Raw genomic sequence first — 25,978 nt, 5'->3', positions numbered from 1 at the left:
TAGGCCATTGGCAAGAAAGAGAAATTCGTAAACGCACGTTAACCTGCGGACCTCCCGTTGGGGCAGGGGGTGGCGGCTTCGATGGGCTTGCGGCCTGCGGCCAACGTCATGCCCGGGCCTGAACCGGGCATCTCCTGCCGAAGGAGGTTCTGGCGCCTTTTTTGCCTGAGATTCTCGGGCCTGCGCTTCGCCTGAGGATGACGCCTGGCGATCCCTACCGGAACCAGACGCCCTTCACGGGCGCGAAGGAATAACGGTGCTCGGGGCAGGGGCCGTGCTCGGCGATCGCCTTGCGGTGCTGCGGCGTCGCGTAGCCGACATGTCCGGAGAAGCCATAGGCCGGATAGCGCCGGCACAGCCGCGCCATCATCCGGTCCCGCGTCACCTTGGCGACGATCGAGGCGGCCGCGATGGAAGCCACTGCCCCGTCGCCCTGGATGATCGCCTCGCAGGAACAGGCCAGCACCGGCGGATCGTTGCCGTCGACCAGGACATGCAGCGGCGCCAGCGGCAGCGCCGCCACGGCCCGGCGCATCGCGAGCAGCGTCGCCTGCCGGATGTTGACGGCGTCGATCTCGACCGCGGTGGCGCTGGCGACGGAAACCGCGAGCGCCCGCTCCATGATCTCCGCGAAGAGCTCCTCGCGCAGGGGTGCCGGCAGCTTCTTCGAATCGTCGAGCCCGGCCGGCACGCGCTCGGGATCGAGAATCACCGCAGCCGCCACCACCGGCCCGGCGAGCGGCCCGCGCCCGACCTCGTCGATGCCGGCCAGCGGCCAGCGGCCGTCGGCGATGGCAAGCGTTTCGCGGGTGAAGTCTGCAGGCATGGCGGGCTTATGCAACAGAGTCCGATTCGGAGCCAGAGCGACGTGAGCGCACGCCCTCCGTCATGCGCGGGCGCAACCCGAGCATCTCTCGCCGCAGGGGGCTCTGGAATCCTCTCGGGCGAGAGATTCTCGGGTCGGCGCTTCGCTTCGCCCGAGAAGGAGGGCTTCATTCAGTAGGCCGGCACTGCTCGCGCGTCAGAACAAGCTCAACTGCGCCTTCTCCTTCTCCGGCTTGACGAACAAATCCGTACGCAGCCGCCTGCGCGCTGTGTTGAAGCCGATGCGCTCGGCCGCCATCTCGAAGCGCCGGCCGATCATCCAGGCATAGGGGCCGGAACCGACCATGCGCTGGCCCCATTGCGAATCGTAATCCTTGCCGCCGCGCGTCGAGCGGATCAGCGACATCACATGGCGCAGCTTGTCCGGGTGATGGGTGAGCAGCCATTCCTGCACGATGTCGCGCACCTCCAGCGGCAGCCTGAGCAGCACGTAACCAGCCTCTTGCGCGCCCGCGGCCTTGGCAGCATCGAGGATGCGCTCGATCTCGTGCTCGTTGATCGCCGGGACGATCGGCGCCACCAGCACCGTGACCGGAATGCCGGCTTCCGAGAGCTTGCGGATCGTCTCCAGCCGCTTCGGCGGCGAGGCGGCGCGCGGCTCCATCCCACGCGCGACCTTCGGATCGAGCGTCGTCACCGAAAGCGCGACCTTGACGAGCCCCTTCGCCGCCATCGGCGCGAGGATGTCGATGTCGCGCTGCACCAGCGCCGATTTGGTGACGATGCCGACGGGATGGTTGAACTTTGCCAGCACCTCCAGCACCTGGCGCATGATGCGCAGCTTCTTCTCGATCGGCTGGTAAGGGTCGGTGTTGGTGCCGATGGCGATGGTGCGCGGCTGGTAGGAGGGAGCGGAGAGCTCCTTCTCCAGCAATTGCGCCGCATCGAGCTTGGCCGTCAGCTTGCTCTCGAAGTCGAGCCCTGGCGAAAGGCCGAGATAGGCATGGGTCGGCCGGGCGAAGCAGTAGACGCAGCCATGCTCGCAGCCGCGATAGGGATTGATCGAGCGGTCGAAGGAGATGTCCGGCGAGTCGTTGCGCGTGATGATGCTGCGCGCCTTCTCATAGGCGATCTCGGTCTTGAACGCCGGCAAGTCGCCGAGCGAGCCCCAGCCGTCATCTTCCGCGACGCGCTGTTCGGCCTCGTAGCGCCCGCCCGGATTGATCGTGGCGCCGCGCCCGCGCCGCCGCTCGGGATCGATGCTGCTGCCGACATGGGCGAGCGGATCGACAGGCGCGATTCGCACGGAGGCGGACACCGGCTCGCTACCCTGCCGCCGCAGCGGCAGGGCCGTCGGCATCGGCCGGGAAGTCGGTCTGGCCTGGGGCATGGCTGTTCCATCCTGCCGAACGCCGGGAATCGGCGTCCATCATTGGTCTCGAATGTGAACATAACGGGAACAAAAGGCAAGTGACAGGATTGCGACGTGTTGCGCTGCGCCATACACATTGCAGATGCTCACAGCCGTGATCCGTGCGCCCGGCTCGGCGCAAGCCATCGCCGCGACCTTCGCCGTGCTGATTCCGGCGGTGGCTGAGGGATTCCTTGGCCATGCCGTCGTCGTCGACACCGTCGGCGCGGACGGTCTCGCGCGCATCGCCGATGCGACGGGTGCGAGCTATCTGCGCGCGGGCAACGCCGAAGGCTGGCATCTTGGCGCCAAGGAAGCGCGCGGCGACTGGCTCCTGCTGCTCGATGCCGGCGACGTGCCGCAGCTCAATTGGGCGCAGGCGGTCGAACGGCACCTCCTGCTCGCGCCCGATGCGCCGGCGCTGCTGCCGCTGCGCGGCTTCGCCGCCTCCTTGCGCGAGCGCGCCGCGATCTCCTTCGGCGGCCGGCGGCTGCGTGCGGGCCTGATCGCGCCCAAGGGCGCGGTGCTCGCCGGCCGGCTCGGCCATGCGCCGCGGCGGCTGCAGACGGGGCGGGAGCGCGTGAGCGGATAGCTGGCCGTCGGGGCGAATGGCCCGGCAAGGCGGCTGCGCAGGAGCGCGAACGCATCAGCGATGTTCGAGATAGTCGCCCGTATAGTTCAGCAAGGCGCGCATGGCCTGGCGCGCGGCATCGGCGTCCTCGCGCTGGATGGCGGCGGCGACGGCGCCGTGATTGTCGAGGTTTCCCTCGAACACGGTCACAGTGAAATCGAAGATCGCGCTGAGCAGCGCGTCGATCGCGCCGTGAAGGCTTTGCAGGACGGGATTATGCGTGGCGTCCAGAACCGCCAGGTGAAAGGCCTTGTCGGCTGAGATCGCGCGGGCGGGATCGTGGCGGTCGCGGACCATGGCCGCATAGGCTGCGCTGATCGCGTCGCGCTGCACGTTGGTCGCGCGCGTGGCTGCGAGCGCGGCCGCTTCCGGCTCGATGATGCGGCGCGCCTCGGCGAAGGCGAGGAGATCGGCGCGGCTGATTCCGCTGGCGGCGATCCAGCCGATCAGGTCGCGGTCGAGCCAGCTCCATTCATGGCGCGGGCGCACATGCGTGCCGTGGCGCTGGCGCACGCTGACCAGCCCCTTTGCCGCCAGGATCCGGACGGCTTCCCGCACGACGCCCCGGCTGACCTGGAAGCGCGCTTCGAGAGCAGGTTCGGCGGCCAGCGCACCGCCCGGCGGCGGATTGCCGCCGACGATCTCGATGCCGAGGCTTTCGACCACGCTGCTGGTCCGGGCGGGCTTGCGGTTGGTCATGAGCCTCGAGCGATGCGGTTCGGAGGCTTCTTAGCCGCCGCCGTCCTGCGTCACAAGCAAGCGGGCTTCGTGTCCCGCATGCTTGCGGTCAAACATCATATGTTTTACATCGGATGTTTGAAGGGCCGCGGCGAGAAGATCGCGGTCACCAACACTCGGGAGGAGTTGGGCCATGGCCACCTTCGAAGGGACTGTGAATCGAGCGGAAACGATGCGGCGGGTCGGCTGGCGCCTGCTGCCCTTCCTGATGCTGCTTTATCTGATCGCCTATATCGACCGTTCGAACATTTCGGTGGCGGCGCTTCAGATGAATGCCGAGCTCGGCCTCACAGCCGAGATGTACGGCCGGGCGGCCGGCATCTTCTTCGCGACCTACATCCTGTTCGAAATTCCCAGCAACATGGTGCTGGCCCGTGTCGGTGCGCGCCGCTGGATCGCCCGGATCATGCTGAGCTGGGGCGTCATTGCCGCCGGCATGGCCTTCGTCACCAGCGCCAACCAGCTCTACGGCATGCGCCTGCTGCTCGGTGCAGCGGAAGCCGGCTTCACCCCCGGCGTGATCTATTACCTGGCGCGCTGGTTCCCGTCGCGCGAGCGCGCCAATGCCATGTCGTTCTTCTATATCGGTGCGGCGCTCGCCTCGGTGATCGGCCTGCCATTGTCGGGGTTGCTCCTCGGCCTCGACGGCTGGCACGGCATGGGGGGCTGGCGCTGGCTTTTCCTGATCGAAGGCATCCCGGCGGTGTTGCTGGCCTTCGTCACGCTCAAAGTCCTGACCGACCGGCCCGCGGATGCGGCCTGGCTCGCGCCGGCCGAGCGGGACTGGCTCGAAAAGACGCTGGCGCAGGAGCAGTCCGCCACCCCGGTGTCGCATACGGCCGGGTGGCGTCAGGCCTTCACCAGCGGCAGGGTCTGGCTGCTGGCGCTGTTCTGGCTGCTGCAGGCCTTCGGCACCATCGGCATCACGCTGTTCCTGCCGCTGATCGTGAAGTCGGTATCGGGTCAGAGCAACATGACGGTCGGCCTGCTCTCGGCCGTGCCGTTTCTCGTCGCCTGCATCTTCATGTTCTTCAACGGGCGCCATTCGGATGCGAGCGGCGAGCGGGCGCTCCATCTTGGCCTGCCGCTGGTCCTGGCCGGTCTGGTTCTGGCGGTCGCCGTCCAGCTCGCGGGCCAGCCGACAGTGGCCTTTCTGCTGCTGGCCCTGTCGATCGGTCTCAACTGGGCCGCCATCCCGGTCTTCTGGGCGGTCACGACCGAATACGTCTCCGGCATCGCTGCCGCCGTCTCGATCGCGCTGATCAATGCGGTGGCGAACCTGGCCGGGCTGGGCCTCCCGCCGGTCATCGGCTGGATCAAGGACGCAACCGGCAATTTCAACGTCGCGCTCCTGGTCGTCGCCATCGCTCTGGTGATCGGCGGATTGCTGGGCATCGTCCTGGCTCCGCGCCGTCGGATGATCGATGCCGTGCAGGACGATGGGCTCGCACGGGCGGGACGGGGCACCCCATGATCCCGGCCGGCAAGACCGCAGCGCTGCATGGCATCCATGCCATCGCCTATGCGCTGTTCGACGAGAACGAGGCGCTGGATCGCGCCGCCATGAGGCGGCAGACGGAGCTGTGCCTCGCAGCCGGGGTCCATGGCATGGCGGCGCTCGGCCTGGCGACGGAGGTCGCCAAGCTCTCCGAGGGCGAGCGTCGCACCGTCATGGACTGGGTGGCGGAGGATACTGGCGGGCAGGTTCCCCTGGCCTTCACGATCTCAGGCAATTCGGTCGCCGAGCAGGTCGCCCAATTGCGCCATGCGGAAAATGTGGGAGCCGACTGGGTCATCCTGCAGCCGCCGGCGGTCGGGAGTTTCCCGGCCGGCGAATACATCCGCTTCTTCGGCCGCGTGGCCGAGAAAAGCACGATCCCCGTGGCGATCCAGAACGCGCCCGCCTTTCTCGGGCGCGGCCTGACGGCCGAGGATATCCGCGTGCTGACCCGCGAATATCCGAACATCAGCCTGCTCAAGGGCGAGGGATCGGCCGTCGAGATCGAGCGCGTCATTCAGCTCACGGAAGGGCGGGTGCCCGTTTTCAACGGTCGCGCCGGCCTGGAACTGATCGAGAGCCTGCGGGCCGGGTGCGCTGGCTTCATCCTGGCACCCGACTGCATCGATCATGCCGTGCGCATCTATGAGCGCTTCCGCGCCGGAGAGGAGGCGCAGGCCGAGGAGATGTACGCGCAGGTGCTGCCGGCCATCACCTTCGTGATGCAGGGGCTCGAGCACCTGATCTGCTATGGCAAGCGCCTCTTCGCGGCCCGCACAGGCCTTCCGGTCTTCGACCGGGCACCGGCGTTGCGGCCGACGGACTTCGGTCTCTCGCTGGTCGAGGCCCACGCGAAGCGGCTGGGCGCCTTCGCGGCCCCGAATTCCGCGGGGAAGAAGCCGGTCTAGCCGGAGCGCTCATGTCCGGCGCCCCGGACCGGGGGCCCTTCAGGAGCACAAGCCGGCCATCAGGCTTGCGCTCCTGTCTCTGTCAGATCTGATTCCTGAACGTATCGCAGCTCTGCATCGAGCCCGACTGGAAGCCGGTGTTGAACCATTTGGTCCGCTGCGCCGAGGAGCCATGTGTGAAGGAATCCGGCACGACCACGCCTTGCGCCGCCTTCTGCAGCTTGTCGTCGCCGATGGCCGAGGCCGTGCGGATCGCTTCCTCGATATCGCCCTGGTCGAGCCGGCCCATCGCCTGGATGTTGTGGGCCCAGACGCCGGCGAAGCAGTCCGCCTGCAATTCGATCCTGACCGAGATCGCATTGGCATCGCGCTCGGAGGAACGCTCGCGGAGCTGATTCGCTTTCGGCAGAATGCCGATCAGGTTCTGGACATGGTGCCCGACCTCGTGGGCGATGACATAGGCATAGGCGAAGTCGCCGCCACCGCCGAGCTTGCGCTGCATTTCCTGGAAGAAGGAGGTGTCGAGATAGACCTTGCGGTCGTTGGGGCAATAGAACGGCCCCATCGCCGACTGCGCCACGCCGCAGCCGGAGCGGTTGACGCCGGAGAACAGCACGAGCTGCGGCGCCTGGTAGCGGGTGTTGGCCTGCTGCGGCAGCAGCTTGGTCCAGACGTCCTCGTTCTGCGCCAGCACGGCCGAGACGAAGCGGCCCATCTGGTCCTGCGGCGGGCCGGAGGACTGGCGCGTCTGTGGCGTCTGCTCGCGCCCGCCGATGCCGCCGATCATCTCGGCCCCGCCGATCAGCAGGCGCGGGTCGATACCCAGCGCCCAGCCGAGCAGGCCGAGCACCACCATCGTGCCGATGCCGATGCCGCCGCGACCGCCGGGCATGCCGGCGAAGCCGCCACCGCCACCTCCCCGCCTGTCCTCGAGATTGTCGGACTGGCGGTAATCTTCCCACTGCATGGTCAGGTCCCCGACGAAACTCTTCGCAATCTCGCCAAGAGAGACGGCGAACTCAAGCTGTCTTTGCGGGCGATGGCTGAACGCGAGGTGACTGCGGCGGTTTACAACCGCTCAGGCCTCCGCCTCCAGCGCCGTCTTGAGCGCACGCAGGTCGCGCCAGACCAGGCGCTTCTGCAGGGGCTGACGCAGGAGATAGGCCGGGTGCAGCGTCGCCATGGCGCGGATGCGGCGCGAGCCGGTGTCGTACTCGACCCATTTGCCGCGCGAGGCCAGGATGCCCTTGAAGCCGAGCAGGCCCTGCGCCGAGGGGCCGCCGATGCAGACCAGGATCTCGGGGTTGGCGAGCTCGATCTGACGCTGGATGAAGGGCAGGCAGATCGCGACCTCCTGCGGCGTCGGCGTGCGGTTGCCGGGCGGGCGCCAGGGCAGCAGGTTGGCGATATAGACGTCGTCCTTCCGCGTGAGTCCGATCGCCGCCAGCATGCGGTCGAGGAGCTGGCCGGACCGGCCGACGAAGGGCAGGCCGAGCCTGTCCTCATCGGCCCCCGGCGCCTCGCCGACCATCATCACGCGGCCTTCCGGATTGCCGTCGGCGAAGACGAGGTTCTTGGCCGTGGCCTTGAGCGCGCAGCCCTCGAACGTCGCCAGCGCCGCCCTCAGCTCGTCGAGCGTGTGCGCCTCGCGCGCCAGGGCGCGGGCCGTCAGCGTCGCATCGTCGGGGGCGGTGGCCGCAGCCGCGATCGGCCGGCTCGCCGGCGGCGGAGCACCTCCCGGAACGCGCCCGGCCAGGGTGGCGAACGGACGCTGCGCGGGCGGCGGCGCGGGCGCGGAGAAATGGTCGTGCGGTTCCTCGTCGAGCGCCTCGGTCACGCCCATCTCGGCGTACCAGCTCAGGAGCTCGTAGGGACCCGGCTCGTCGGGAGAGACTGCATCGGAGAAGCTCATGGCTCATCCTATACCCTGTCGAGCCGCTTCGCGAGCGTTCGCGGTTGCAAAATGGAGCATAGGCTTGGATAGAGGGTTTCCAGACTGATCAGCGCCCGTCGTTGAACGAACGGGCAAAACAGTTTACATATAAACTATCTGGGCAGCGCGTTTTCGCGTGCGGAGGACGGGATGGATCTGAAGGAAGCGCAGAGCGAACCGCGCGAGAGCATGGACTATGACGTCGTCATCGTCGGCGCCGGCCCTGCGGGCCTGGCCGCTGCGATCCGGCTGAAGCAGCTCGACGAATCCGTCTCCGTCGTCGTCGTCGAGAAGGGCGCCGAGGTCGGCGCCCATATCCTCTCCGGCGCCGTCATCGACCCGATCGGCCTCGACCGGCTGGTGCCGGACTGGCGCGACGATCCGGAGCGTCCGCTGACCACCGAGGTCAAGGAAGACGTCTTCTATTTCCTGACCGAGCCCAGCGGCATCCGCCTGCCGAATTTCGCCATGCCGTCGCTGATGAACAACCACGGCAATTTCGTCGGCTCGCTCGGGCTGGTGACGAAGTTCCTTGCCGCCCGTGCCGAGGCGCTCGGCGTCGAGATCTATCCCGGCTTCGCCGCCGCCGAGCTGCTCTATAACGAGGACGGCTCGGTTGCGGGTATCGCCACCGGCGACATGGGCATCGCCAAGGACGGCACGGTTTCCGAGCGCTTCACCCGCGGCATGGAGCTGCGCGGCCGCTACACGCTCTTGGGCGAGGGCGCGCGCGGCTCGCTCTCCAAGATCGCGATCAGGAAATTCGCGCTGGACGAGGGGCGCGAGCCCCAGAAATACGGCATCGGCCTGAAGGAGCTCTGGCAGGTCAAGCCGGAGAAGTTCCACAAGGGCCGCGTCCAGCATTCCTTCGGCTGGCCGCTCGACAACGGCACCGGCGGCGGCTCCTTCCTCTACCATTTCGACGACAATCTCGTCACCGTCGGCTTCGTCGTGCATCTGAACTACCAGAACCCGACGCTCTCGCCCTTCGACGAGTTCCAGCGCTTCAAGACCCATCCGATGATCCGCGACGTCTTCGAGGGCGCCAAGCGCCTCTCCTATGGCTCGCGGGCCATCACCGAGGGCGGCTACCAGTCGGTGCCGAAGCTGACCTTCCCGGGCGGAGCGCTGATCGGCTGCGCCGCCGGCTTCGTCAACGTTCCCCGCATCAAGGGCAGCCACAACGCCATCCTGTCGGGCATGCTCGCGGCGGACAAGCTGGTGCCGGCGCTGCAGGCGGGCCGCAAGCATGACGAGGTCGTCGAGATCGAGACGAGCTGGCGCGACAGCGCCATCGGCAAGGATCTGAAGCCGGTCCGCAACGTCAAGCCGCTCTGGTCGAAGTTCGGCACGCTCATCGGCATCGGGCTCGGCGGCGTCGACATGTGGCTGAACCAGCTTTTCGGCTGGTCGCCTTTCGGCACGCTGAAGCACGGCAAGCCGGACTTCGCCACGCTGAAGCCGCTCGCCGAGGTCAAGCCGATCAGCTATCCGAAGCCGGACGGCAAGATCTCCTTCGACAAGCTCTCCTCGGTCTTCCTCTCCTCGACCAATCACGAGGAGGACCAGCCGGCCCATCTGAAGCTCACCGATCCGTCGGTGCCGATCACGCAGAACCTTCCGCTCTATGGCGAACCGGCGCGGCTCTATTGCCCGGCCGGCGTCTACGAGGTCGTCTATGAGAACGCGGAGACGAAAAGCAATCCGCGCTTCGTGATCAACGCGCAGAACTGCGTCCACTGCAAGACCTGCGACATCAAGGACCCCGCCCAGAACATCACCTGGACGGTGCCCGAGGGCGGTGGCGGGCCGGGCTACGCGAATATGTGATCGCTCGGCGAGGCTGCTTGCCGGCCTTCCCCAAATGAAAAGGGCGCGCCTCGCGACGCGCCCTTTGTTTTACGCGAGGGGCGATCAGCCCTTGCGTACGACCTTCGGGGCTTCCTTCACCTCGGTGGTGGCGCAGCCGGCGACGAAGCCGGCGAGAAGAGCGACGGCGGCAAAGCTCAGAACAATCTTTTTCATTGGAATGACCCCCAATAGAGCGCCCGCCGGAACTGCGGGTCGCAGGAATATAGCCCGGATATCCCGCGCCGAAGACTGGCGATTGCTTCATGGCTCCTTTTGGGGAGCGGGTTTTCGGCAACTGTTGCGCGGTCGCTACGAAAGTGCCGCATTCGCGCCGGGCCCGGCTTGCCCGCTCGCCCGGAAACCGCCATCTTGACCCCCTACGCGAGCGATCACGGTCCGCTGGAAGAGCGCCCCGGAACAGCGGGGCGGCGGACCGAGGGAGAATGGCAGTCGTGACATTTTTGAAGAAGGTGCGTGCCTCCGGCACGGCTGCTGCATTGTCTTTGGTCCTGGCCTTGCCGGTGGCCGCCGCTGCGCAGGGCGCGACGCCACGGTCCGCCGAATCGCTTGAGCCCGCCGACAGCCTCGAAGGCAATTACCTCGCGGCGATCGTGGCCGGCGCCTCGCGTGATCTGGGTGCGGCTTCCGTCTATCTGCGCGAGGCGGTCAAGGAAGATCCGCAGAACAACGATCTCTTGGAACGCGCTTTCGTCGCCTTCCTGGCCGACGGCTCGATGCCGGACGCCTTCCGCGCCGCCGACCGCCTGATCCAGGTCGATCCGAGCAATGGCCTCGCCCAGCTCGTCGTCGGCATCCGCGCGATCAAGCAGAAGAGCTACCAGACCGCGCGCAACCACCTGCAGCGCGGCGGGCGCGGTCGCGCCGCGGACATCACCGCGACGCTGCTGTCCGCCTGGTCCTATCTCGGCTCGGGCAATTCGAAGCGCGCCGTCGAGACGCTGGAGCGCCTGAAGGGCGAGCCCTCCTACAATCTCTTCCGCGACTATCACGCCGGCCTGATCCTCGATGCGGCCGGCCGCCGGAAGGAGGCCGAGAGGCGCCTGAAGAGCGCCTACGACGCCGAGAAGACGACCTTGCGTCTCGTCGATCTCTGGGCCCGTTTCCAGGCCCGCAACGGCGATTTCGACGATGCCACCGCAACCTATGCCGATTTCGACCGGCTGCTGCCGAACCACCCGATCATCCGCGAGGGCATGGCCCTCGTCGCGAAGAAGGAAGCTCCGCCGCGCCAGATCGCGACGCCGCAGCAGGGCGCGGCCGAGGTGCTCTACGGCCTCGCCAGCGCCGGCAACCGCCAGGGTGACGAGGCGGCGGCGCTGCTCTATCTGCGCATGGCGATCTTTCTCGATCCGAGCCACGACCTCGCCATCCTGACGCTTGGCGACATCCTCGAGCGCTCGCGTCAGCCGGAAGATGCGGTCGCGGTCTACGACAAGATGCCGATGACCTCGCCGCTGCGGCCCAATGCCGAGATCCAGGCCGGGCTCGCGCTGGAGAATCTCGGCAAGCACGACGATGCCGTGAAGCATCTCGACAGGGTCATCAGCGAGCGGCCCGACGACGTCGATGCGCTCGCCGCGCTCGGCAACATCTATCGCTCGCGCAAGCAGTTCGCCGAGGCCGCCGACACCTATGACAAGGCGATCGCCAAGCTCGCCGTACCCGGCCGCGCCAACTGGGACCTGTTCTATTTCCGCGGCATCGCGCGCGAGCGCATCAACCGCTGGCCCGATGCCGAGGCCGATCTGCGCAAGGCGCTGGAACTGCTGCCCGATCCGCTCGGCCGCGAGCGGGCGCTGGTGCTGAACTATCTCGGCTACTCGCTGGTCGACAAGCATCTGAAGCTCGACGAGGGGCTCGACATGCTGCGCCGGGCCGTCGAATTGCGCCCGCGCGACGGCTACATCATCGATTCGCTCGGCTGGGCCTATTATCGCCTCGGCCGGTACGAGGACGCCTCGCGCGAGATCGAGCGCGCCGCCGAATTGCGCCCCTCCGACCCGGTCATCAACGACCATCTCGGCGACGTCTACTGGAAGACCGGCCGCAAGCTCGAGGCGAAGTTCCAGTGGAACCACGCCCGCGATCTCAAGCCCGAGCCGGAAGATCTGCCGAACATCCTGCGCAAGATCGAGCGCGGGATGGAGGATACGCCATCGGCGAATGCGGGCGAGCAGGCTAGCCCCGCCGAGCAGAAGAAGGACGGCGGCTGACGCCTGCCCCGCGCGATGGAGCCGGGAGCGGAGAGCAGGGGCCTTGCCATGGCCGCCTCTGCCGGTGATGCGCTGCGCTTGCGGACGCGTGCCCGCGCCAAGGTCAATCTCGACCTGCGCGTGCTCGGCCGGCGTCCGGACGGCTATCACGAGCTTGAAAGCCTCGTCGCTTTCGCCGGCATCGGCGACGAGCTTGCGCTCGACCCCGGCCCGGTGCTCTCGCTGACGATCGCCGGTCCGCGCGCCGCCGGGCTGGAAGCCGATGATCGCAACCTCGTCCTGCGGGCGGCACGCGCTTTCGGTCAGGCCTTTCCGGGCACGCATGCGGGCGCATTTCATCTCACCAAGCGGTTGCCGGTGGCTTCGGGCATCGGTGGCGGCTCGGCCGATGCGGCCGCGGCGCTGCGCCTGCTCGCACGGCTGAACGACATTGCCCTGTCGGACCCGACACTGCGTGAGGTTGCGGCGGGCGTGGGGGCCGACGTTCCCGTCTGCCTGGAATCGCGGGCGCGGCTGATGGCCGGCATCGGAGACAGGCTGGGGCCGGCGCTGCGGCTGCCTTCCTTGTTTGCCGTGCTGGTCAATCCGGGTGCGCCGGTCGAGACCGTCGGGGTTTTTCGCGCGCTGGGGCTGGCGGCCGGCGATCGACTTTTGGCCGCTGGCGGGAGCTTGCCCGCGCTGCCGGCCTCTGCGGCTGAGTGGCGCGCCGTGCTGGCACGCTCCGGCAACGACCTTGCCGTCCCGGCGCAACGCATCGCCCCCGAAATCGGCGAGGTTCTGGAGCGGCTGGCGGCGCTGCCCGGAAGCCGGCTTGCCCGCATGTCCGGCTCCGGCGCGACCTGCTTCGCCCTGTTCGACGATTGCGTTGCCAGTGCGGCAGCCGCGAAGGCGCTGGCGAAGCAGCGCCCCGAATGGTGGGTCAGGGCGACGCTGCTGCGCTGACCACGGATGTCGGCACGCTGCGCCGGCGATAGGCGATGAGCGTGGCGACGAAACCGCAGGCCGCCGCGAACATCAGCCAGAGGCCCGCCACGGCCCGGTTGCCGGTCGCCTCGATCAGATAGGTGCTGACCGCCGGGGTGAAGCCGCCGAACAACGCGGTCGCGAGGCTGTAGGCGACCGAGAAGCCGGTCGTGCGCAATTCGACCGGAATGATCTCGGTCAGCGCCACCACCATCGCGCCGTTATAGCTGGCATAGATGAAGGAGAGCCACAGCTCGACCATGAGCAGCCGCGCGAAGGAGGGCTGCGAAACCAGCCAGGACAGGGCCGGATAGGCGCTGACGAAGAGCAGGGCGGTGAAGGCGATGAGAAGCGGCTTGCGGCCGACCCGGTCGGATAGCGCCCCCATCACCGGCAGCCAGAACAGGTTGGAGACGCCGACGCAAAGCGTCACCAGCAGGCTGTCGATGCTGGAGAGCTTCAGCACCTCCTTGCCGAAGGTCGGGGTGTAGGCGGTGATGAAGTAGAAGGACACCGTCGTCATCGTCACCAGCAGTATGCCGACCAGCACGGTCTGCCAATGCGTCGCCAGCATCCGGATGATCTGGCCGGGCGTCGGATGGCTCGCGCTGCGCTTGCGCTCGGCGAATTCCTCGGTCTCCTGCATCGAGCGGCGCAGCAGGAAGATCAACGGCACGATCAGGCAGCCGACCAGGAACGGGATGCGCCAGCCCCATTCGGTCATGGTCTCGGGCGGCAGGATGGTGGCGAGCCAGACGCCGAGCAGCGCCACGAAGATCACCGCGACCTGCTGGCTGCCCGACTGCCAGCTCACATAGAAGCCCTTGTTGCCGGGCGTCGCGATCTCCGAGAGATAGACCGAGACGCCGCCGAGCTCGACGCCGGCCGAGAAGCCCTGCACCAGCCGCCCGATCACGACGATGATCGGCGCCAGGATGCCGATGGAGGCGTAGGTCGGCGCGAGCGCGATGGTGAGCGTGCCGAAGGCCATCAGCATCAGGGTGAGGAGCAGCCCGGCGCGGCGGCCGTGATGGTCGATATAGCTGCCGAGCACGATGGCGCCGAGCGGACGCATCAGGAAGCCCGCGCCGAAGGTCATGAACGCCGCCATGAGCTGTGCGAACTCGCTGCCGGACGGGAAGAACGCCTTGCCGATCGCCGCGGCGTAATAGCCGAAGACGAAGAAGTCGTACATTTCGAGGAAGTTTCCGCTCGAGACGCGGACGACGGACCAGATCTGCGACTGGCGTTGCGACGATGCCGACATGGCCATTCTCCGGCCTAAGCGTTTCCCACAGCCATCACGCTATGCCTGCGCATGGCCAGAGGGAAGCCCCGGATTAGAGAAACAGGCGCCCCTTTTGGCTTCGGTTCAGTCGGTACCGCCGCTGCCTTTCGGGAACAAACCTTTCATCATCATGAGGCCGATCGCGGCGACAGTCGTCGCATCCCTGATCCGACCGCTCTCGATCATCGCGACGACTTCGCTGGCCGTGAAGCGGCGGCAAACGAGGCCTTGCTCTTCGAGATCGAGATCGCTGCCTTCGTAGCGGAGCCGGCGGGCGAGAAAGAGATGACAGCCCTGATTGGAATAGCCATAGCATTCGAACAGATAGCCGAGCTTGACCATGTCTTCGGCGTGGAGGCCGGTTTCCTCGCGCAGTTCGCCGCGAGCGACACTCACGGGATCTGCCTGCGGATTCAGCTCCCAGGAGCCTTGCGGTAGCTCCCAAAAGCGCGCGCCGACGGGGTAGCGATACTGCTCGACCAGGTGAATGCTGCCATCCGGTTCGACCGGGATGATGGCGACAAAATCAACTTTCTCGACGACGCCATAGATGCCGTGCGACCCATCCTGCCGCTGGATGGCATCCTCGCGAACCGTCATCCAACGGTTTGCGTAGACGACTCTCGACGATAGGGTCGCGATTTCCGGTTTCGCGTCGGACGCCGGATCTGCCATCGATGGCTCGACCCGCGGCTTCAATGCGCCCGTGCGATGCAGAAATCGACGGCGTCGTTGAGCGCCTGCTTCATCGGCGAGGCCGGGAAGAGACCGAGCGCATCCTTCGCCATCTTGGCATAGTGGCGCGCGCGCTCGATCGTGTCCTCCAGCGCCTTGTGCTTGCGCATCAGCGCCTGGGCCTGCTCGAGATCGCCGTCCTCGATCGCACCGTCCTGCAGGGTGCGCTTCCAGAAGGCGCGCTCCTCGCTGCTGCCGCGGCGGAAGGAGAGCACCACCGGCAGCGTGATCTTGCCCTCGCGGAAATCGTCGCCGGTGTTCTTGCCGAGCTTGGCGGCGACCCCGCCATAGTCCAGCGCGTCGTCGATGAGCTGGAAGGCGATGCCGAGATTGAGCCCGTAGCTGCGGCAGGCCGCCTCGTTCGCCTTGGACGAGCCCGCGATCACCGGCCCGACCTCGCAGGCAGCGGCGAAGAGCTCGGCGGTCTTGCCGCGAATCACGGAGAGATATTCGTCCTCCGTCGTCTCGGTGTTCTTGGCGACGGAAAGCTGCAGCACCTCGCCCTCGGCGATCACGGCGGCCGCCGTCGAAAGAATGTCGAGCGCGCGCAGGGAGCCGACCTCGACCATCATCTTGAAGGCCTGGCCGAGCAGGAAGTCGCCGACCAGCACGCTCGCCTCGTTGCCCCAGAGCATGCGGGCGGCGAGCTTGCCGCGGCGCATGTCGCTCTCGTCGACGACGTCGTCATGCAGCAGCGTGGCCGTGTGCATGAACTCGACGGAGGCCGCGAGCTTGACCTGGCCTTCGCCCTGGTAGCCGCAGAGATCGGCCATCGCCAGCGTCAGCATCGGCCGCAGGCGCTTGCCGCCGGAGGAGATCAGATGGTTGGCGACCTCCGGGATCATCGTCACGTCCGAGCCGGTCCGCGACAGGATCATCGCATTGACGCGCTCCATGTCCTCACGCGTCAACGCCACCAGCGGCTCGATGCCGCGCTGGCCCGATTCCCGTTCCTCGAAGGATACGACGACACCCAATGGACTGAACTCCAGCCAAACCACTCGCGCCGGGCGGCGCGCCCGGAGCCATGCCACAACCGTTGCATGGGACGCCAGCCCCCGCAATTGCACCGCGTCGCCGCAGTGGGGCCACAGGATGCTTGCGCCGGACCCGGCGCTTCGGCTCCATGGCGGCATGCATGAACTCGTCCGCACCAATGATCTGATCCTGCTCGGCGCCCTCGAAGCGCTCCTGAGCGCGGCCAATCTCGATTGCCTGATCGCCGACCAGCACATCAGCGCGCTGGAAGGCATGATCGGCGCCTTCCCGCGCCGGCTGCTGGTGCGCGACCAGGATCGCAGGCGCGCTCGCGCATTGTTGATCGATGCCGGCTATGGCGCCGAGCTGCGCGATGAGTGAGGCGAAGGCGCCCGCCGGCCTCGGCGAGATCGTCGAGGATCGTCTGCTCGACGGCCGGCTGATCCTGCGCCAGCCGCGCAAGGGGCATCGCGCCGGCAGCGACGCGGTGCTGCTCGCGGCTGCCCTGCCGGAGCTGGGAGCGGGCCGGCTCCTCGACATTGGAGCAGGCGTCGGGACGGTGGGGCTCGCTGCGGCGCTGGCGCAGCCGCAGCTTGGCGTCACGCTGCTGGAGCGCGATCCGGAACTGGCGGCGCTGGCGGCCGGCAACGCGGCGCTGAACGGCATGGAGGGCAGGGTCTCTGTCGTCGCGGCCGATGTCGGCGCCCCGGCCGGGAAACTCTCCGGGCTCGGCCTTGCGCCGGGGGCATACGATGCCGTCGCGATGAACCCGCCCTTCTATCCACCCGGCGGCACGCGGGCGTCGCCGGTGCCGAATCGCAAGGCCGCCCATGTCGCCGAGGGCGATCTGGCAATCTGGCTGCGCGCTGCCCGGCGCCTGCTGAAGCCGGGCGGGCTGATCGCGATCATCCATCGCGCCGAGGCCTTGCCGGAATTGCTCGCCGGCCTCGAAGCCGGCTTCGGCGCTCTCGCCATCCGGCCGGTCCATGCCTTCGCCGAGCGCCCGGCGATTCGCGTCATCGTCACAGCCGTCCTGAACAGCAGAAAGCCGGCAGAGTTGCTGCCGGCTTTCGTCATCAATGGTCCGGATGGGCGGCTAACCGCGCTGAGCGACGCCGTCCATCGCGGGCGGGCTAAGCTGGGCTGACGCTACCAGTAACGTGGGCCGTAGAAATAGCGCGGCCCGTAGACCGGCGGCGCGAAGAGCGGCGGCGCATAGTAGCGCGGGCCATAATACCGGCGCGGCCCGTAATAGCGCGGTCCATAGTAGCGGCGCGGGCCGTAATAGCGGCGCGGTCCGTAATAGTACTGCGCCTGCTGGACCATCCCGCCGGTCGCATCGACCAGCGGCGCGGCGGCGACGGGCGCGGCGGAGGCCGGGGCGGCGCTCAGAGCGGCCAGGCCCAGCGTGCCTGCCGCCATCGCGGAAAGAAGCATGGTTCTGAACATGAAATCCTCCGTGAGACGGTGTCGGCCGGGTGAACTTGCGAAAGCTGGCACCGATCTTGAACTGAAACTTAACCCTTGAAACCTGAACGGCGCGAAACCGCGCCGTTCATCCTGCCTTCATTCAGCGGCCCATTATGGCCGCATTGCGTCGGGCTCAGCGGCAGACGCGCACCGGCCGGATGACCCAGCGCCAGCCGTTCCAGACGCGCCGGTTCGCCCAGAAGCAGCGCGGGCGGTAATAGGGGCGGCCGTAATAGCGGCGCGGACCATAATAATACTGTGCCTGCTGCAGCAGATCGCCTGCCGGTGCGGCCTGGAGCGGCGCGGCGGCGACGGGGGAGGCAACCGGCGCGGCCGAGGCCGGAACAGCGGCGAAAGCGGAAGCGGCGAGGGTGAGTGCGCCGAAGGTGGCGGCAACGATACGATGGGTCAGCATTGTAGAACTCCTGCTGTCTATAGCCCGCCGGCCCGGCTCAAACGCTCACCCCGAACGCCGCGGACCGTGCGGATGGCCCAAGTCATAATCCTCCGCATATGAACGAAAGCTGTCCGGCGCCGGTTCCGGTCCCGTTTGGTCGCTTTGGCTTGACCGCGCCGGGCGCGAACCCCTAATCACGCCGCACTCATCCGCGTTTTCGGAAGGCTTTTCGCCCTTGTCCGCCCTCGCCCAGCATTCGCCCGCCGCGCCGTCCCCGGCGCTGGACCCGACCCGCTCCTTCCAGGGGCTGCTGCTGACGCTGCAGCGCTTCTGGGCCGAGCGAGGTTGCGTGGTGCTGCAGCCCTACGACATGGAGGTCGGCGCCGGCACCTTCCATCCGGCGACGACCCTGCGCGCGCTCGGGCCGAAGCCGTGGAAGGCAGCCTATGTCCAGCCTTCGCGCCGGCCCAAGGACGGCCGTTACGGCGAGAACCCCAACCGCTTGCAGCATTACTACCAGTTCCAGGTCATCCTGAAGCCGTCGCCGCCGGATCTGCAGCAGCTCTATCTCGACTCGCTGCGCGCCATCGGCGTCGATCTCGGCCTGCACGACGTGCGCTTCGTCGAGGACGATTGGGAGAGCCCGACCTTGGGCGCCTGGGGCCTCGGCTGGGAATGCTGGTGCGACGGCATGGAAGTCAGCCAGTTCACCTATTTCCAGCAGGTCGCGGGCGTTGAATGCGCCCCGGTCGCGGGTGAATTGACCTACGGGCTCGAACGGCTGGCGATGTATGTCCAGGGCGTCGAAAACGTCTACGATCTCAACTTCAACGGCCTCGATGGCGAGGATCGCATCTCCTATGGCGACGTCTTCCTGCAAGCCGAGCAGGAATACTCCCGGCACAATTTCGAGCATGCCAATACCGAGATGCTGTTCCGGCATTTCTCGGATGCGGAGGCCGAATGCAAGGCCCTGCTCGCCGCCGGTGAGCCGGCTGCCGGCGCCAACCTGCCCCGCCATGAACTCGCTTTGCCGGCCTATGACCAGTGCATCAAGGCCAGCCATATCTTCAACCTGCTCGATGCGCGCGGCGTGATCTCGGTCACCGAGCGGCAGAGCTACATCCTGCGCGTGCGCGAGCTCGCCAAGGCCTGCGGCGCGGCCTGGCTGAAGACCGCCGGCGGGGGAGCGAACTGATGCCCGATCTCCTGCTCGAACTCTTCTCGGAAGAAATTCCGGCGCGCATGCAGCGCAAGGCGGCTGACGACCTGAAGAAGCTCGTCACCGATGCGCTTGTCGAGCGCGGCCTGCTCTATGAGGGCGCGAAGGCCTTCGTCACGCCGAGGCGTCTCACGCTGCATGTCGCCGGCCTGCCGGTGCGCGGCCGCGACGTGCGCGAGGAGCGGAAAGGCCCGCGCGTCGGCGCGCCCGACGCTGCCGTGCAGGGTTTCCTCAAGGCTGCGGGTCTCACCTCGCTCGATCAGGCCACCATCGTCAGCGACCCGAAGAAGGGCGATTCCTACGTCGCCATCATCGAGAAGCCCGGCCAGGAAACGCTTGCGGCCATCGCCGAGATCGTGCCGGCCGTGATCCGCGCCTTCCCCTGGCCGAAATCGATGCGCTGGGGCAAGGCCTCGGCCGCCGGCGCCAGCCTGCGCTGGGTGCGCCCGCTGCATTCGATCCTCTGCACCTTCGGCGCCGAGACCGAGGACACCGAGATCGTGCCCTTCGAGGTCGACGGCATCGTCTCGGGCAACGTCACCCATGGCCATCGCTTCCTCGCGCCCGGTCCGATCACGGTGCGGCGCCTGGACGACTACGTCTCTTCGCTTGAGAAAGCCAAGGTCGTGCTCGATGCCGACCGCCGCAAGGAGATCATCCTCACCGATGCCAAGAACCTCGCCTTCGCGCAGGGGCTGGAGCTGATCGAGGATGAGGGGCTGCTGGAGGAGGTCGCGGGCCTCGTCGAATGGCCGGTGGTGCTGATGGGCTCCTTCGAGGAGCGCTTCCTCGACATCCCCGGCGAGGCGATCCGCGCCACCATCCGCGCCAACCAGAAATGCTTCGTGCTGCGCGATCCCGCGACGGGCAACCTCGCCAACCGCTTCATCCTGGTCTCGAACCTCGCCGCCAGCGACGGCGGGGTGGCGATCACCGCCGGCAATGGCCGCGTCGTGCGAGCACGCCTCTCCGACGCCGCCTATTTCTGGCAGACCGACCGCGGTTCGCTGCCCGATCTCGATACCTTCGCGGAGAGTGCGAAGAAGCTCGGCCTCGATCTCGCAAAACCGCTCGACCAGCGCATGGCCAAGCTCGACAAGCTCGGCGTCGTCTTCCACGCCAAGCTCGGCACGCAAGGCGAGCGCGTCCAGCGCATTGCCGCGCTGGCCAGGGAACTGGCCCCGATCGTCGGCGCCGATCCCGAAAAGGCCGAGCGCGCCGCCAAGCTCGCCAAGGCCGACCTCCCGACCGAGATGGTCGGCGAGTTCCCGGAATTGCAGGGCCTGATGGGCCGGAAATATGCCGAGCTGCAGGGCGAGGACGCCTCCGTCGCTGCGGCGGTCGAGGAGCATTACAAGCCGCTCGGGCCCTCCGATCGGGTGCCGAGCGATCCGGTTTCGGTGGCTGTGGCGCTGGCCGACAAGCTTGACACGCTCGTCGGCTTCTGGGCCATCGACGAGAAGCCGACCGGCAGCAAGGACCCCTATGCGCTGCGCCGTGCGGCGCTGGGTGTGATCCGGCTAGTGGTTGAGAATGGGGTGCGGTTGGGCTTAATCGAGCCCTGCGCCATCCAACAGATCATTATCGCCGATGGAATGCAGTACCGTGATACGGTTTCGGCACAAGCGGCAATCGATAAAGCTCGTGGTACATATGATGCGTTGCGCGAAGAAGATCGTTTGAGTCCTCTGGAAAACCGGAGAGCCAGAGCTTTCTCAAGCTATGGCGATCCAGACAAAATCGCTGCCGACCTCCTCTCCTTCTTCCACGACCGCCTGAAGGTCATGCTTCGCGATCAGGGCGCGCGGCATGATCTCGTCGATGCTGTGCTAGGCGAGGGCGCTTCGGCCAACGACGACCTCCTCCTCATCACCCTGCGTGTCACCGCACTCGGCCGCTTCCTCGACACCGAGGACGGCAAGAACCTGCTCGCGGGCTACAAGCGCGCCGCCAACATCCTCAAGGCCGAGGAGAAGAAGGACGGGGAGGGCGCTTTCACCGGCGCCGCCGATCTTCAGCTCATCGCCGATGCCGGCCTGATCGAGGAGAAGGCGCTCGCCGTCGCGCTGGCGCAGGCGACGCCGAAGGCCGAGGCTGCGGTCGCCGCCGAGGATTACGAGGGCGCCATGGCCGCGCTCGCCGAATTGCGTCCGGCGGTCGATGCCTTCTTCGACAAGGTCACGGTCAACGATCCCGATCCGGCCCAGCGCGCCAACCGCCTGAAGCTGCTCAACCAGCTTCGCCAGGCGACGCGCGCGGTCGCGGATTTCGATCGCATCGCGGGATAAAGGAGGGGCGCGGGGAACCCCTCTCCCGGATGGGAGAGGGGCAGGGGTGAGGGCCTGCCGGCGATCACCCTTACTCTGCGCTCTCCGCTGCTGCGGTTACTGTTGCGCGGAGCGGGTTTTCCGTCCTTCCCTCACCCCTACCCCTCTCCCATCCGGGAGAGGGGTTTCTGTTTGCGGTTCCCGCGTTCATTTGGAACCCACCGCCCCTTTTCGCCCCTAAAATCCCCCCTCCGGAACCTATTCCCACCCTGCGACGTTCTGTCATCGGGGCTGACTTGCCGCGAAGACGTCGCGGTGGGGCTCGGGGGGCCGGCGACCGGCCGAGATAAAGGGCTTCGATATGTCCATTCTGATTTCGCTTCTGATCACCGTTCTCGTCATCGGTCTCGTGCTCTATCTCGTGCGCATGCTGCCGCTCGACGGGCAGATCAAGAACGTCGTGCAGATCATCGTCATCGTGATCGGCATCATCTCGCTTCTGCGCTATCTCGCTGTTTTCTAAGCTGATTGACGGCGCGCCTGCGCTGGTTCAGACTCGTTGAAATCCAGAGGGCCCCGGACATGCCGTCACGGGGCCTTTCCTGTTTAAGGGCAAGACCTTCGGGGTACGACCGCGATGAACGCGCCGAACCGCACCGGCCATATCAGGCTGACCTCCCATCCCGAACCCGGCAGCGCCGCCCTGCGCTTCCCGATCCGATGGGGCGCACCGACGGCGGCCGAGCGCGGCCCGGTCATCGCCTCGACCACCAACCCGGCCGACCGCAACGTCATCGGCGCCCATGGCGGCTCCTATTCGGTCTATCGCGCGCTCGCCATCTCGGCCCGAGCGATGAATCCTTCGCAGCGCCCGGACCTGACCAACACCCATCCGACGGCGGAGATCGCGCCGCAGCCGCAATGGGCCGATCCCAAGAAGATCGTCTCGCTCGACCCCTTCGGCCATACGGTGGCGCAGGATTTCGGCAAGCTGATCGGCGAGGGCATCGACATCCGCCCCTCGATCGCGATCACCAAGGCGCGGCTCAACCTGCCCGAGATCCTGGCGGCGATGGGCGCGCATCGCCTCGCGGCGGACGGGCACATCCTGCACCCCACCGGCGACATCTCCGTCACCAAGATCGCGGTCGATCCGGTCTGGTATCTGCCGGGCATCGCCGAGCGCTTCGGAACGACGGAAAACGAACTGCGCCGCACGCTCTTCGAGCAGACCGGCGGCATGTATCCCGAACTGGTGACGCGGCCGGACCTCAAGGTCTTCCTGCCGCCGATCGGCTCGATCACGGCCTATGTCATGGGCGAGGTTTCCGCGCTCGCCGATCCGAAGAGCCGCATCGCCTGCCGCGTCCATGACGAATGCAACGGCTCGGACGTCTTTGGCTCCGACATCTGCACCTGCCGGCCCTATCTCACCCATGGCATCGAGGAATGCGTGAAGGAGGCGCAGAGCGGCGGCGTCGGCCTGATCGTCTACAACCGCAAGGAGGGCCGGGCGCTCGGCGAGGTGACCAAGTTCCTCGTCTATAACGCCCGCAAGCGTCAGGAAGGCGGCGATTCCGCCGCGACCTATTTCGAGCGCACCGAATGCGTCGCGGGCGTGCAGGATGCCCGCTTCCAGCAGTTGATGCCGGATGTGCTGCACTGGCTCGGCGTGACCCATATCGACCGGTTGATGTCGATGTCGAACATGAAATACGACGCCATGGTCGAGAGCGGCATCGTGATCGGCGAGCGCGTCGCGATTCCCCCGGAGCTGATTCCGCTCGACGCCTCGGTCGAGATCGAGGCCAAGAAGGCGGCGGGCTATTACTCGCCCGAGGGCGCACCGGGCGACAACGCGCTCAAGGCCACGGTCGGCCGCGAGCTCGACAAGTTCTGAGCGAGCCTATTCCAAGCGACGCAAATTCTCAGCGACGAAAGCCGCAGCTCCATGCCGAGTTCCAATCCCGAGGCGTTCCGCGCCCTGTTGAAGCCTGCGGCCGTCCGCGCCCGCGCGCAGGAGATGCTGGAGCTCGGCCTTGCCGGGCGGCTCCTGCATTTCAGCGTGCATCCCGAGCGGCTGGAGGCCTGCGCCGATTATGTCCTCGACACCATCCGCGCGAATTACCCGACGCTGGACATCCCCTTCCATGCGCGCTGGCGCCATTTCGTCCTGGCGGGGGACGACCGCTGGCAGCGGCTCGACGCCGCCGCGCACTTTCCGGACCCTGCCGCGCGTGGCCGCGCTGCTTATGACCTCGCCGTGGTCAGCGTGCTGCTCGACGCCGGCGCCGGGCCGGACTGGCGCTATCGCGACGCTGCGACGGGCCGCGAGATCGGTCGCTCCGAAGGGCTGGCGCTCGCCTCGCTCGACATGTTCGCGGCGGGCCTGTTCTCCAGCAACCCGGTCGATCCCCTGCGCGCCGATGCGGAGGCGTTGAGACATCTCGACGAGGCCTCTTTGGCACAGGGTTTCCAGGCGGGGCCGGCCAACCCGCTGATGGCGCTCGAGGGGCGCGCCGCCCTGCTTAATCGCCTCGGCGAGGAACTGGAGCGGCAGGGCCTGTCACGCCCCGGTGAGCTGTTCGACCGCTTCTCGACGGCTGCCGATACGGGAACCGTCCGGGCCGGCCACATGCTGGGCGAGGTGCTGGCGACCTTCGGCGGAATCTGGCCGTCGCGCCTGACGCTCGCCGGCGTGGCGCTCGGCGACACCTGGCGCCATCCGCTGATCGCCACGGGTGAGGTCACGGAAGGGCTCGTTCCCTTCCACAAGCTCTCGCAATGGCTGACCTATTCGCTGATCGAGCCGTTGGAGTGGGCCGGCATCGCCGTCGTCGACATCGACGATCTCACCGGCCTGCCGGAATACCGTAATGGCGGACTCTTCCTCGATCTCGGCGTGATCGCGCTCAAGGACGAGGCCGACCGGGCAAAGCCCCATGAGGTCTCCTCGGTCCTCGTGGTGGAATGGCGTGCGCTGACCGTCGCGCTGCTGGATGAGGTCGGCTCGATCGTCCGCAAGCGTCTCGGCCGCTCGCGCGAGGAGTTGCCGCTCGCCAAGGTGCTGGAAGGCGGCAGCTGGGCCGCCGGCCGGCGCATCGCGCGCGAAAAGCGTGTGGATGGCGGCCCGCCCCTCGCCATCATCAGCGACGGCACGGTATTCTGAGCGGATCTATGCTATCCGCCTCGTCATTCCGGACAAGCCGCGATAGCGGCGCCGATCCAGAATCCATCACCGGGCTCGGCGCTCTACGATGGATTCCGGGTCTGCGCTTCGCTTCGCCCGGAATGACGGCGTGACGAAGATGCTCGGGGCACCGAGAACAGGGAAGGGGAATCGATGACCTTGAGCCAGGACGGTGTCACCGTCGTCGACCATCCGCTGGTCCAGCACAAGCTGACGCTGATGCGCGAGAAGGACCGCTCGACCAAGAGCTTCCGCCAGCTCCTCAACGAGATCGGCATGCTGCTCTGCTATGAGGTGACGCGCGACCTGCCGACCGAGCTGATCGAGATCGAGACGCCGCTGCAGACATCGATGCAGCCGGTCATCGCCGGCAAGAAGCTGGTCTTCGCCCCGATCCTGCGCGCCGGCGTCGGCTTTCTCGACGGCATGCTCGAGCTCGTCCCGGCGGCCCGCGTCGCTCATATCGGCCTCTATCGCGACCCGGATACGCTGCAGGCGGTGGAGTATTACTTCAAGGCGCCGTCCGACATCGCCGACCGCATGATCGTGGTGATGGACCCGATGCTGGCGACGGCCAACTCCGCCGTGGCGGCGATGGAACGCCTGAAGGAGCGCGGCGCGAAGGATCTGCGCTTCGTCTGCCTGCTCGCCGCGCCGGAAGGCATCGCACATCTGCGTGGCGCCCATCCGGATGTCCGCATCTGGACCGCCGCCATCGACGAGAAGCTCAACGATCACGGCTATATCGTGCCCGGCCTGGGCGATGCCGGCGACCGGATGTTCGGCACGCGCTGAACCAGGCCGAAAAATGGGCCCGCGCCGTTTTGCCGGCACGAGCCCCTCCGAGCAGCCGAAAGGGCTATTCGATCACTTCGACGACGCGCCTCGTGCGCGGCTCGACGATGACGGCCTGGTCGTTCACCACCGTGTAGCGATAGCCATGCGCGCCATATTCCGTCGGCACGGCGTGGAAGGTCACGCCTCGCGCCGGCAGCATCGTGCCGACCTCGACCGGCTGGCGATAGTGATAGGACCGCACGTGCTGCGCCATCACGTAGTTCCGGAAGGCCGCCTCATCGCTGATCATCGTCCCGCCGGCGGCCTCGTGCATCGGAGCCGGGGCGAAGGTGCCGAACATGGGTTCTGCCAGGGCAGGGTCGCGCGTCGAACCGCCCGTGGGATCGCGGATGATCGGCCCGGTTGTTTGCGCGAACGCCACGACAGGGACGGCCGCGAAAGCAGCCGCAATCAGGATACGCTTGATCATAATCGTCCTCCGACGTCGATTGCGCCCCCTTGCCCCGGGGAAACTGCGCTGCCGCCTTCCTGTTCCCGATGGATCCGGCGTCTTGCGAAAAATAAAAAAAAAGATCGGGTTGTTGGGGCTCCGGCCTCCTCCTGGTCGCTGGGTGACGGGAGGGTGGCTTTCCGGGCAGGCT

General features: G+C 67.1%; 26 protein-coding genes. 14 read left to right on the top strand and 12 right to left on the bottom strand.

The annotated features are described in order from the left end of the window. Window positions 1-214: 214 nt before the first annotated feature. Both AB6806_RS11970 and AB6806_RS11965 read right to left on the bottom strand, forming a co-directional pair. Window positions 215-826: a ribonuclease HII gene (locus AB6806_RS11970; RefSeq protein ID WP_038360974.1), complete on the bottom strand. Its 612-nt coding sequence runs from the start codon at window positions 824-826 to the stop codon at window positions 215-217. Between the two features lie 195 nt (window positions 827-1,021). Continuing rightward, on the bottom strand, window positions 1,022-2,185 hold the full coding sequence (locus tag AB6806_RS11965) for a PA0069 family radical SAM protein (RefSeq protein ID WP_370954823.1): 1,164 nt from the start codon (window positions 2,183-2,185) through the stop codon (window positions 1,022-1,024). A gap of 166 nt (window positions 2,186-2,351) precedes the next feature. Here AB6806_RS11965 and AB6806_RS11960 point away from each other — a divergent pair, with 166 nt between their 5' ends. Further along, a complete protein-coding gene (locus AB6806_RS11960) occupies window positions 2,352-2,828 on the top strand; it encodes a glycosyltransferase family A protein (RefSeq protein ID WP_162737898.1) in 477 nt (158 codons plus the stop codon). 54 nt (window positions 2,829-2,882) lie between these two features. Here AB6806_RS11960 and AB6806_RS11955 read toward each other — a convergent pair whose 3' ends face one another. Beyond that, window positions 2,883-3,566: a FadR/GntR family transcriptional regulator gene (locus tag AB6806_RS11955; RefSeq protein WP_038360976.1), complete on the bottom strand. Its 684-nt coding sequence runs from the start codon at window positions 3,564-3,566 to the stop codon at window positions 2,883-2,885. A 30-nt stretch (window positions 3,567-3,596) separates the two neighbouring features. Further along, window positions 3,597-3,740 (bottom strand): hypothetical protein, encoded by a 144-nt coding sequence (locus tag AB6806_RS11950; protein WP_370954671.1) that lies wholly within the window; start codon window positions 3,738-3,740, stop codon window positions 3,597-3,599. Here AB6806_RS11950 and AB6806_RS11945 point away from each other — a divergent pair. Continuing rightward, complete coding sequence (locus AB6806_RS11945; protein WP_370954670.1) at window positions 3,739-5,079, top strand: MFS transporter; 1,341 nt, start codon at window positions 3,739-3,741, stop codon at window positions 5,077-5,079. The two genes, AB6806_RS11950 and AB6806_RS11945, sit on opposite strands and share 2 nt — an antisense overlap. Next, a complete protein-coding gene (locus AB6806_RS11940; RefSeq protein WP_370954669.1) occupies window positions 5,076-6,011 on the top strand; it encodes a dihydrodipicolinate synthase family protein in 936 nt (311 codons plus the stop codon). The genes AB6806_RS11945 and AB6806_RS11940 overlap by 4 nt, the downstream gene beginning before the upstream one ends. Window positions 6,012-6,093: 82 nt before the next feature. On the opposite strand, the gene ypfJ is transcribed toward AB6806_RS11940, so the two are convergent. Further along, window positions 6,094-6,978, bottom strand: coding sequence for a KPN_02809 family neutral zinc metallopeptidase (gene ypfJ / locus AB6806_RS11935; protein WP_113253992.1), 885 nt, complete (start codon window positions 6,976-6,978; stop codon window positions 6,094-6,096). 111 nt (window positions 6,979-7,089) lie between these two features. Next, a complete protein-coding gene (locus AB6806_RS11930) occupies window positions 7,090-7,923 on the bottom strand; it encodes a uracil-DNA glycosylase (RefSeq protein ID WP_142020162.1) in 834 nt (277 codons plus the stop codon). Between the two features lie 171 nt (window positions 7,924-8,094). Here AB6806_RS11930 and AB6806_RS11925 point away from each other — a divergent pair, with 171 nt between their 5' ends. From AB6806_RS11925 to AB6806_RS11915, 3 genes are all read left to right on the top strand, one after another. After that, a complete protein-coding gene (locus tag AB6806_RS11925) occupies window positions 8,095-9,774 on the top strand; it encodes an electron transfer flavoprotein-ubiquinone oxidoreductase (protein ID WP_038360984.1) in 1,680 nt (559 codons plus the stop codon). A 473-nt stretch (window positions 9,775-10,247) separates the two neighbouring features. Continuing rightward, the gene (locus tag AB6806_RS11920; RefSeq protein ID WP_248311130.1) at window positions 10,248-12,029 is read left to right on the top strand and encodes a tetratricopeptide repeat protein; all 1,782 of its coding nucleotides are present in this window, start codon (window positions 10,248-10,250) and stop codon (window positions 12,027-12,029) included. Window positions 12,030-12,077: 48 nt separating this feature from the next. Then, window positions 12,078-12,971, top strand: a complete 894-nt coding sequence (locus AB6806_RS11915) for a 4-(cytidine 5'-diphospho)-2-C-methyl-D-erythritol kinase (RefSeq protein ID WP_370954668.1) — start codon at window positions 12,078-12,080, stop codon at window positions 12,969-12,971. Here AB6806_RS11915 and tcuC read toward each other — a convergent pair. The 3 genes from tcuC to AB6806_RS11900 all read right to left on the bottom strand — a co-directional run bounded on the left by tcuC (window position 12,949) and on the right by AB6806_RS11900 (window position 15,992). After that, a complete protein-coding gene (gene tcuC / locus AB6806_RS11910; RefSeq protein ID WP_370954667.1) occupies window positions 12,949-14,265 on the bottom strand; it encodes an MFS transporter in 1,317 nt (438 codons plus the stop codon). The two genes, AB6806_RS11915 and tcuC, sit on opposite strands and share 23 nt — an antisense overlap. A 99-nt stretch (window positions 14,266-14,364) precedes the next feature. Beyond that, window positions 14,365-14,955 (bottom strand): NUDIX domain-containing protein, encoded by a 591-nt coding sequence (locus tag AB6806_RS11905; RefSeq protein ID WP_370954666.1) that lies wholly within the window; start codon window positions 14,953-14,955, stop codon window positions 14,365-14,367. A 20-nt stretch (window positions 14,956-14,975) separates the two neighbouring features. After that, window positions 14,976-15,992 carry a polyprenyl synthetase family protein gene (locus AB6806_RS11900; protein WP_370954665.1) on the bottom strand — a complete coding sequence of 339 codons (1,017 nt, stop codon included), beginning with the start codon at window positions 15,990-15,992 and terminating at the stop codon, window positions 14,976-14,978. A gap of 157 nt (window positions 15,993-16,149) precedes the next feature. On the opposite strand from AB6806_RS11900, the gene AB6806_RS11895 reads away from it, so the two are divergent. Then, window positions 16,150-16,374, top strand: coding sequence for a putative signal transducing protein (locus AB6806_RS11895; protein ID WP_038362326.1), 225 nt, complete (start codon window positions 16,150-16,152; stop codon window positions 16,372-16,374). Beyond that, a complete protein-coding gene (locus AB6806_RS11890; protein ID WP_370954664.1) occupies window positions 16,367-17,140 on the top strand; it encodes a tRNA1(Val) (adenine(37)-N6)-methyltransferase in 774 nt (257 codons plus the stop codon). Before AB6806_RS11895 ends, AB6806_RS11890 begins: the two co-directional genes overlap by 8 nt. 2 nt (window positions 17,141-17,142) lie before the next feature. Here the strand turns inward: AB6806_RS11890 and AB6806_RS11885 are convergent, their stop codons facing one another. Both AB6806_RS11885 and AB6806_RS11880 read right to left on the bottom strand, forming a co-directional pair. After that, window positions 17,143-17,442, bottom strand: a complete 300-nt coding sequence (locus AB6806_RS11885; RefSeq protein WP_038360993.1) for a hypothetical protein — start codon at window positions 17,440-17,442, stop codon at window positions 17,143-17,145. A 154-nt stretch (window positions 17,443-17,596) separates the two neighbouring features. After that, window positions 17,597-17,878 (bottom strand): hypothetical protein, encoded by a 282-nt coding sequence (locus AB6806_RS11880; RefSeq protein ID WP_113253998.1) that lies wholly within the window; start codon window positions 17,876-17,878, stop codon window positions 17,597-17,599. A gap of 217 nt (window positions 17,879-18,095) precedes the next feature. On the opposite strand from AB6806_RS11880, the gene AB6806_RS11875 reads away from it, so the two are divergent. From AB6806_RS11875 to upp, 6 genes are all read left to right on the top strand, one after another. Then, window positions 18,096-19,058, top strand: a complete 963-nt coding sequence (locus tag AB6806_RS11875; RefSeq protein WP_051987699.1) for a glycine--tRNA ligase subunit alpha — start codon at window positions 18,096-18,098, stop codon at window positions 19,056-19,058. Further along, window positions 19,058-21,370, top strand: coding sequence for a glycine--tRNA ligase subunit beta (gene glyS / locus AB6806_RS11870; protein ID WP_370954663.1), 2,313 nt, complete (start codon window positions 19,058-19,060; stop codon window positions 21,368-21,370). The genes AB6806_RS11875 and glyS overlap by 1 nt, the downstream gene beginning before the upstream one ends. Window positions 21,371-21,710: 340 nt before the next feature. Then, window positions 21,711-21,872, top strand: a complete 162-nt coding sequence (locus tag AB6806_RS11865; RefSeq protein ID WP_091855869.1) for a Thivi_2564 family membrane protein — start codon at window positions 21,711-21,713, stop codon at window positions 21,870-21,872. A 114-nt stretch (window positions 21,873-21,986) separates the two neighbouring features. Continuing rightward, a complete protein-coding gene (locus tag AB6806_RS11860) occupies window positions 21,987-23,249 on the top strand; it encodes a GTP cyclohydrolase II (RefSeq protein WP_113253328.1) in 1,263 nt (420 codons plus the stop codon). Between the two features lie 51 nt (window positions 23,250-23,300). Continuing rightward, window positions 23,301-24,518, top strand: a complete 1,218-nt coding sequence (locus AB6806_RS11855) for a URC4/urg3 family protein (protein WP_142020166.1) — start codon at window positions 23,301-23,303, stop codon at window positions 24,516-24,518. A gap of 174 nt (window positions 24,519-24,692) precedes the next feature. After that, window positions 24,693-25,334, top strand: a complete 642-nt coding sequence (upp, locus tag AB6806_RS11850; protein WP_038361008.1) for a uracil phosphoribosyltransferase — start codon at window positions 24,693-24,695, stop codon at window positions 25,332-25,334. Window positions 25,335-25,398: 64 nt separating this feature from the next. Here upp and AB6806_RS11845 read toward each other — a convergent pair whose 3' ends face one another. After that, window positions 25,399-25,806, bottom strand: a complete 408-nt coding sequence (locus AB6806_RS11845) for a DUF1236 domain-containing protein (RefSeq protein ID WP_038361010.1) — start codon at window positions 25,804-25,806, stop codon at window positions 25,399-25,401. Window positions 25,807-25,978: the final 172 nt, after the last annotated feature.

It is taken from the genome of Allobosea sp. RCC_152_1 (assembly GCF_041360765.1).
In the GTDB taxonomy this organism is placed as follows: Bacteria; Pseudomonadota; Alphaproteobacteria; order Rhizobiales; family Beijerinckiaceae; genus Allobosea; species Allobosea spartocytisi.
The sequence above is the reverse complement of the archived record's forward strand: the minus strand, read 5'-3'. Positions and strand labels throughout refer to the sequence as shown.

What these genes read in the sequence shown, in the direction of transcription:
- AB6806_RS11970 (WP_038360974.1), bottom strand. Translation starts at nt 826, where the DNA reads ATGCCTGCAGACTTCACCCGCGAAACGCTTGCCATCGCCGACGGCCGC.
- AB6806_RS11930 (WP_142020162.1), bottom strand. Translation starts at nt 7,923, where the DNA reads ATGAGCTTCTCCGATGCAGTCTCTCCCGACGAGCCGGGTCCCTACGAG.
- upp (WP_038361008.1), top strand. Translation starts at nt 24,693, where the DNA reads ATGACCTTGAGCCAGGACGGTGTCACCGTCGTCGACCATCCGCTGGTC.
- AB6806_RS11940 (WP_370954669.1), top strand. Translation starts at nt 5,076, where the DNA reads ATGATCCCGGCCGGCAAGACCGCAGCGCTGCATGGCATCCATGCCATC.
- AB6806_RS11895 (WP_038362326.1), top strand. Translation starts at nt 16,150, where the DNA reads ATGCATGAACTCGTCCGCACCAATGATCTGATCCTGCTCGGCGCCCTC.
- AB6806_RS11955 (WP_038360976.1), bottom strand. Translation starts at nt 3,566, where the DNA reads ATGACCAACCGCAAGCCCGCCCGGACCAGCAGCGTGGTCGAAAGCCTC.
- AB6806_RS11925 (WP_038360984.1), top strand. Translation starts at nt 8,095, where the DNA reads ATGGATCTGAAGGAAGCGCAGAGCGAACCGCGCGAGAGCATGGACTAT.
- glyS (WP_370954663.1), top strand. Translation starts at nt 19,058, where the DNA reads ATGCCCGATCTCCTGCTCGAACTCTTCTCGGAAGAAATTCCGGCGCGC.
- AB6806_RS11965 (WP_370954823.1), bottom strand. Translation starts at nt 2,185, where the DNA reads ATGCCGACGGCCCTGCCGCTGCGGCGGCAGGGTAGCGAGCCGGTGTCC.
- AB6806_RS11890 (WP_370954664.1), top strand. Translation starts at nt 16,367, where the DNA reads ATGAGTGAGGCGAAGGCGCCCGCCGGCCTCGGCGAGATCGTCGAGGAT.
- ypfJ (WP_113253992.1), bottom strand. Translation starts at nt 6,978, where the DNA reads ATGCAGTGGGAAGATTACCGCCAGTCCGACAATCTCGAGGACAGGCGG.
- AB6806_RS11855 (WP_142020166.1), top strand. Translation starts at nt 23,301, where the DNA reads ATGCCGAGTTCCAATCCCGAGGCGTTCCGCGCCCTGTTGAAGCCTGCG.
- AB6806_RS11885 (WP_038360993.1), bottom strand. Translation starts at nt 17,442, where the DNA reads ATGTTCAGAACCATGCTTCTTTCCGCGATGGCGGCAGGCACGCTGGGC.
- AB6806_RS11950 (WP_370954671.1), bottom strand. Translation starts at nt 3,740, where the DNA reads ATGGCCCAACTCCTCCCGAGTGTTGGTGACCGCGATCTTCTCGCCGCG.
- AB6806_RS11915 (WP_370954668.1), top strand. Translation starts at nt 12,078, where the DNA reads ATGGCCGCCTCTGCCGGTGATGCGCTGCGCTTGCGGACGCGTGCCCGC.
- tcuC (WP_370954667.1), bottom strand. Translation starts at nt 14,265, where the DNA reads ATGGCCATGTCGGCATCGTCGCAACGCCAGTCGCAGATCTGGTCCGTC.
- AB6806_RS11905 (WP_370954666.1), bottom strand. Translation starts at nt 14,955, where the DNA reads ATGGCAGATCCGGCGTCCGACGCGAAACCGGAAATCGCGACCCTATCG.
- AB6806_RS11945 (WP_370954670.1), top strand. Translation starts at nt 3,739, where the DNA reads ATGGCCACCTTCGAAGGGACTGTGAATCGAGCGGAAACGATGCGGCGG.
- AB6806_RS11865 (WP_091855869.1), top strand. Translation starts at nt 21,711, where the DNA reads ATGTCCATTCTGATTTCGCTTCTGATCACCGTTCTCGTCATCGGTCTC.
- AB6806_RS11845 (WP_038361010.1), bottom strand. Translation starts at nt 25,806, where the DNA reads ATGATCAAGCGTATCCTGATTGCGGCTGCTTTCGCGGCCGTCCCTGTC.
- AB6806_RS11860 (WP_113253328.1), top strand. Translation starts at nt 21,987, where the DNA reads ATGAACGCGCCGAACCGCACCGGCCATATCAGGCTGACCTCCCATCCC.
- AB6806_RS11880 (WP_113253998.1), bottom strand. Translation starts at nt 17,878, where the DNA reads ATGCTGACCCATCGTATCGTTGCCGCCACCTTCGGCGCACTCACCCTC.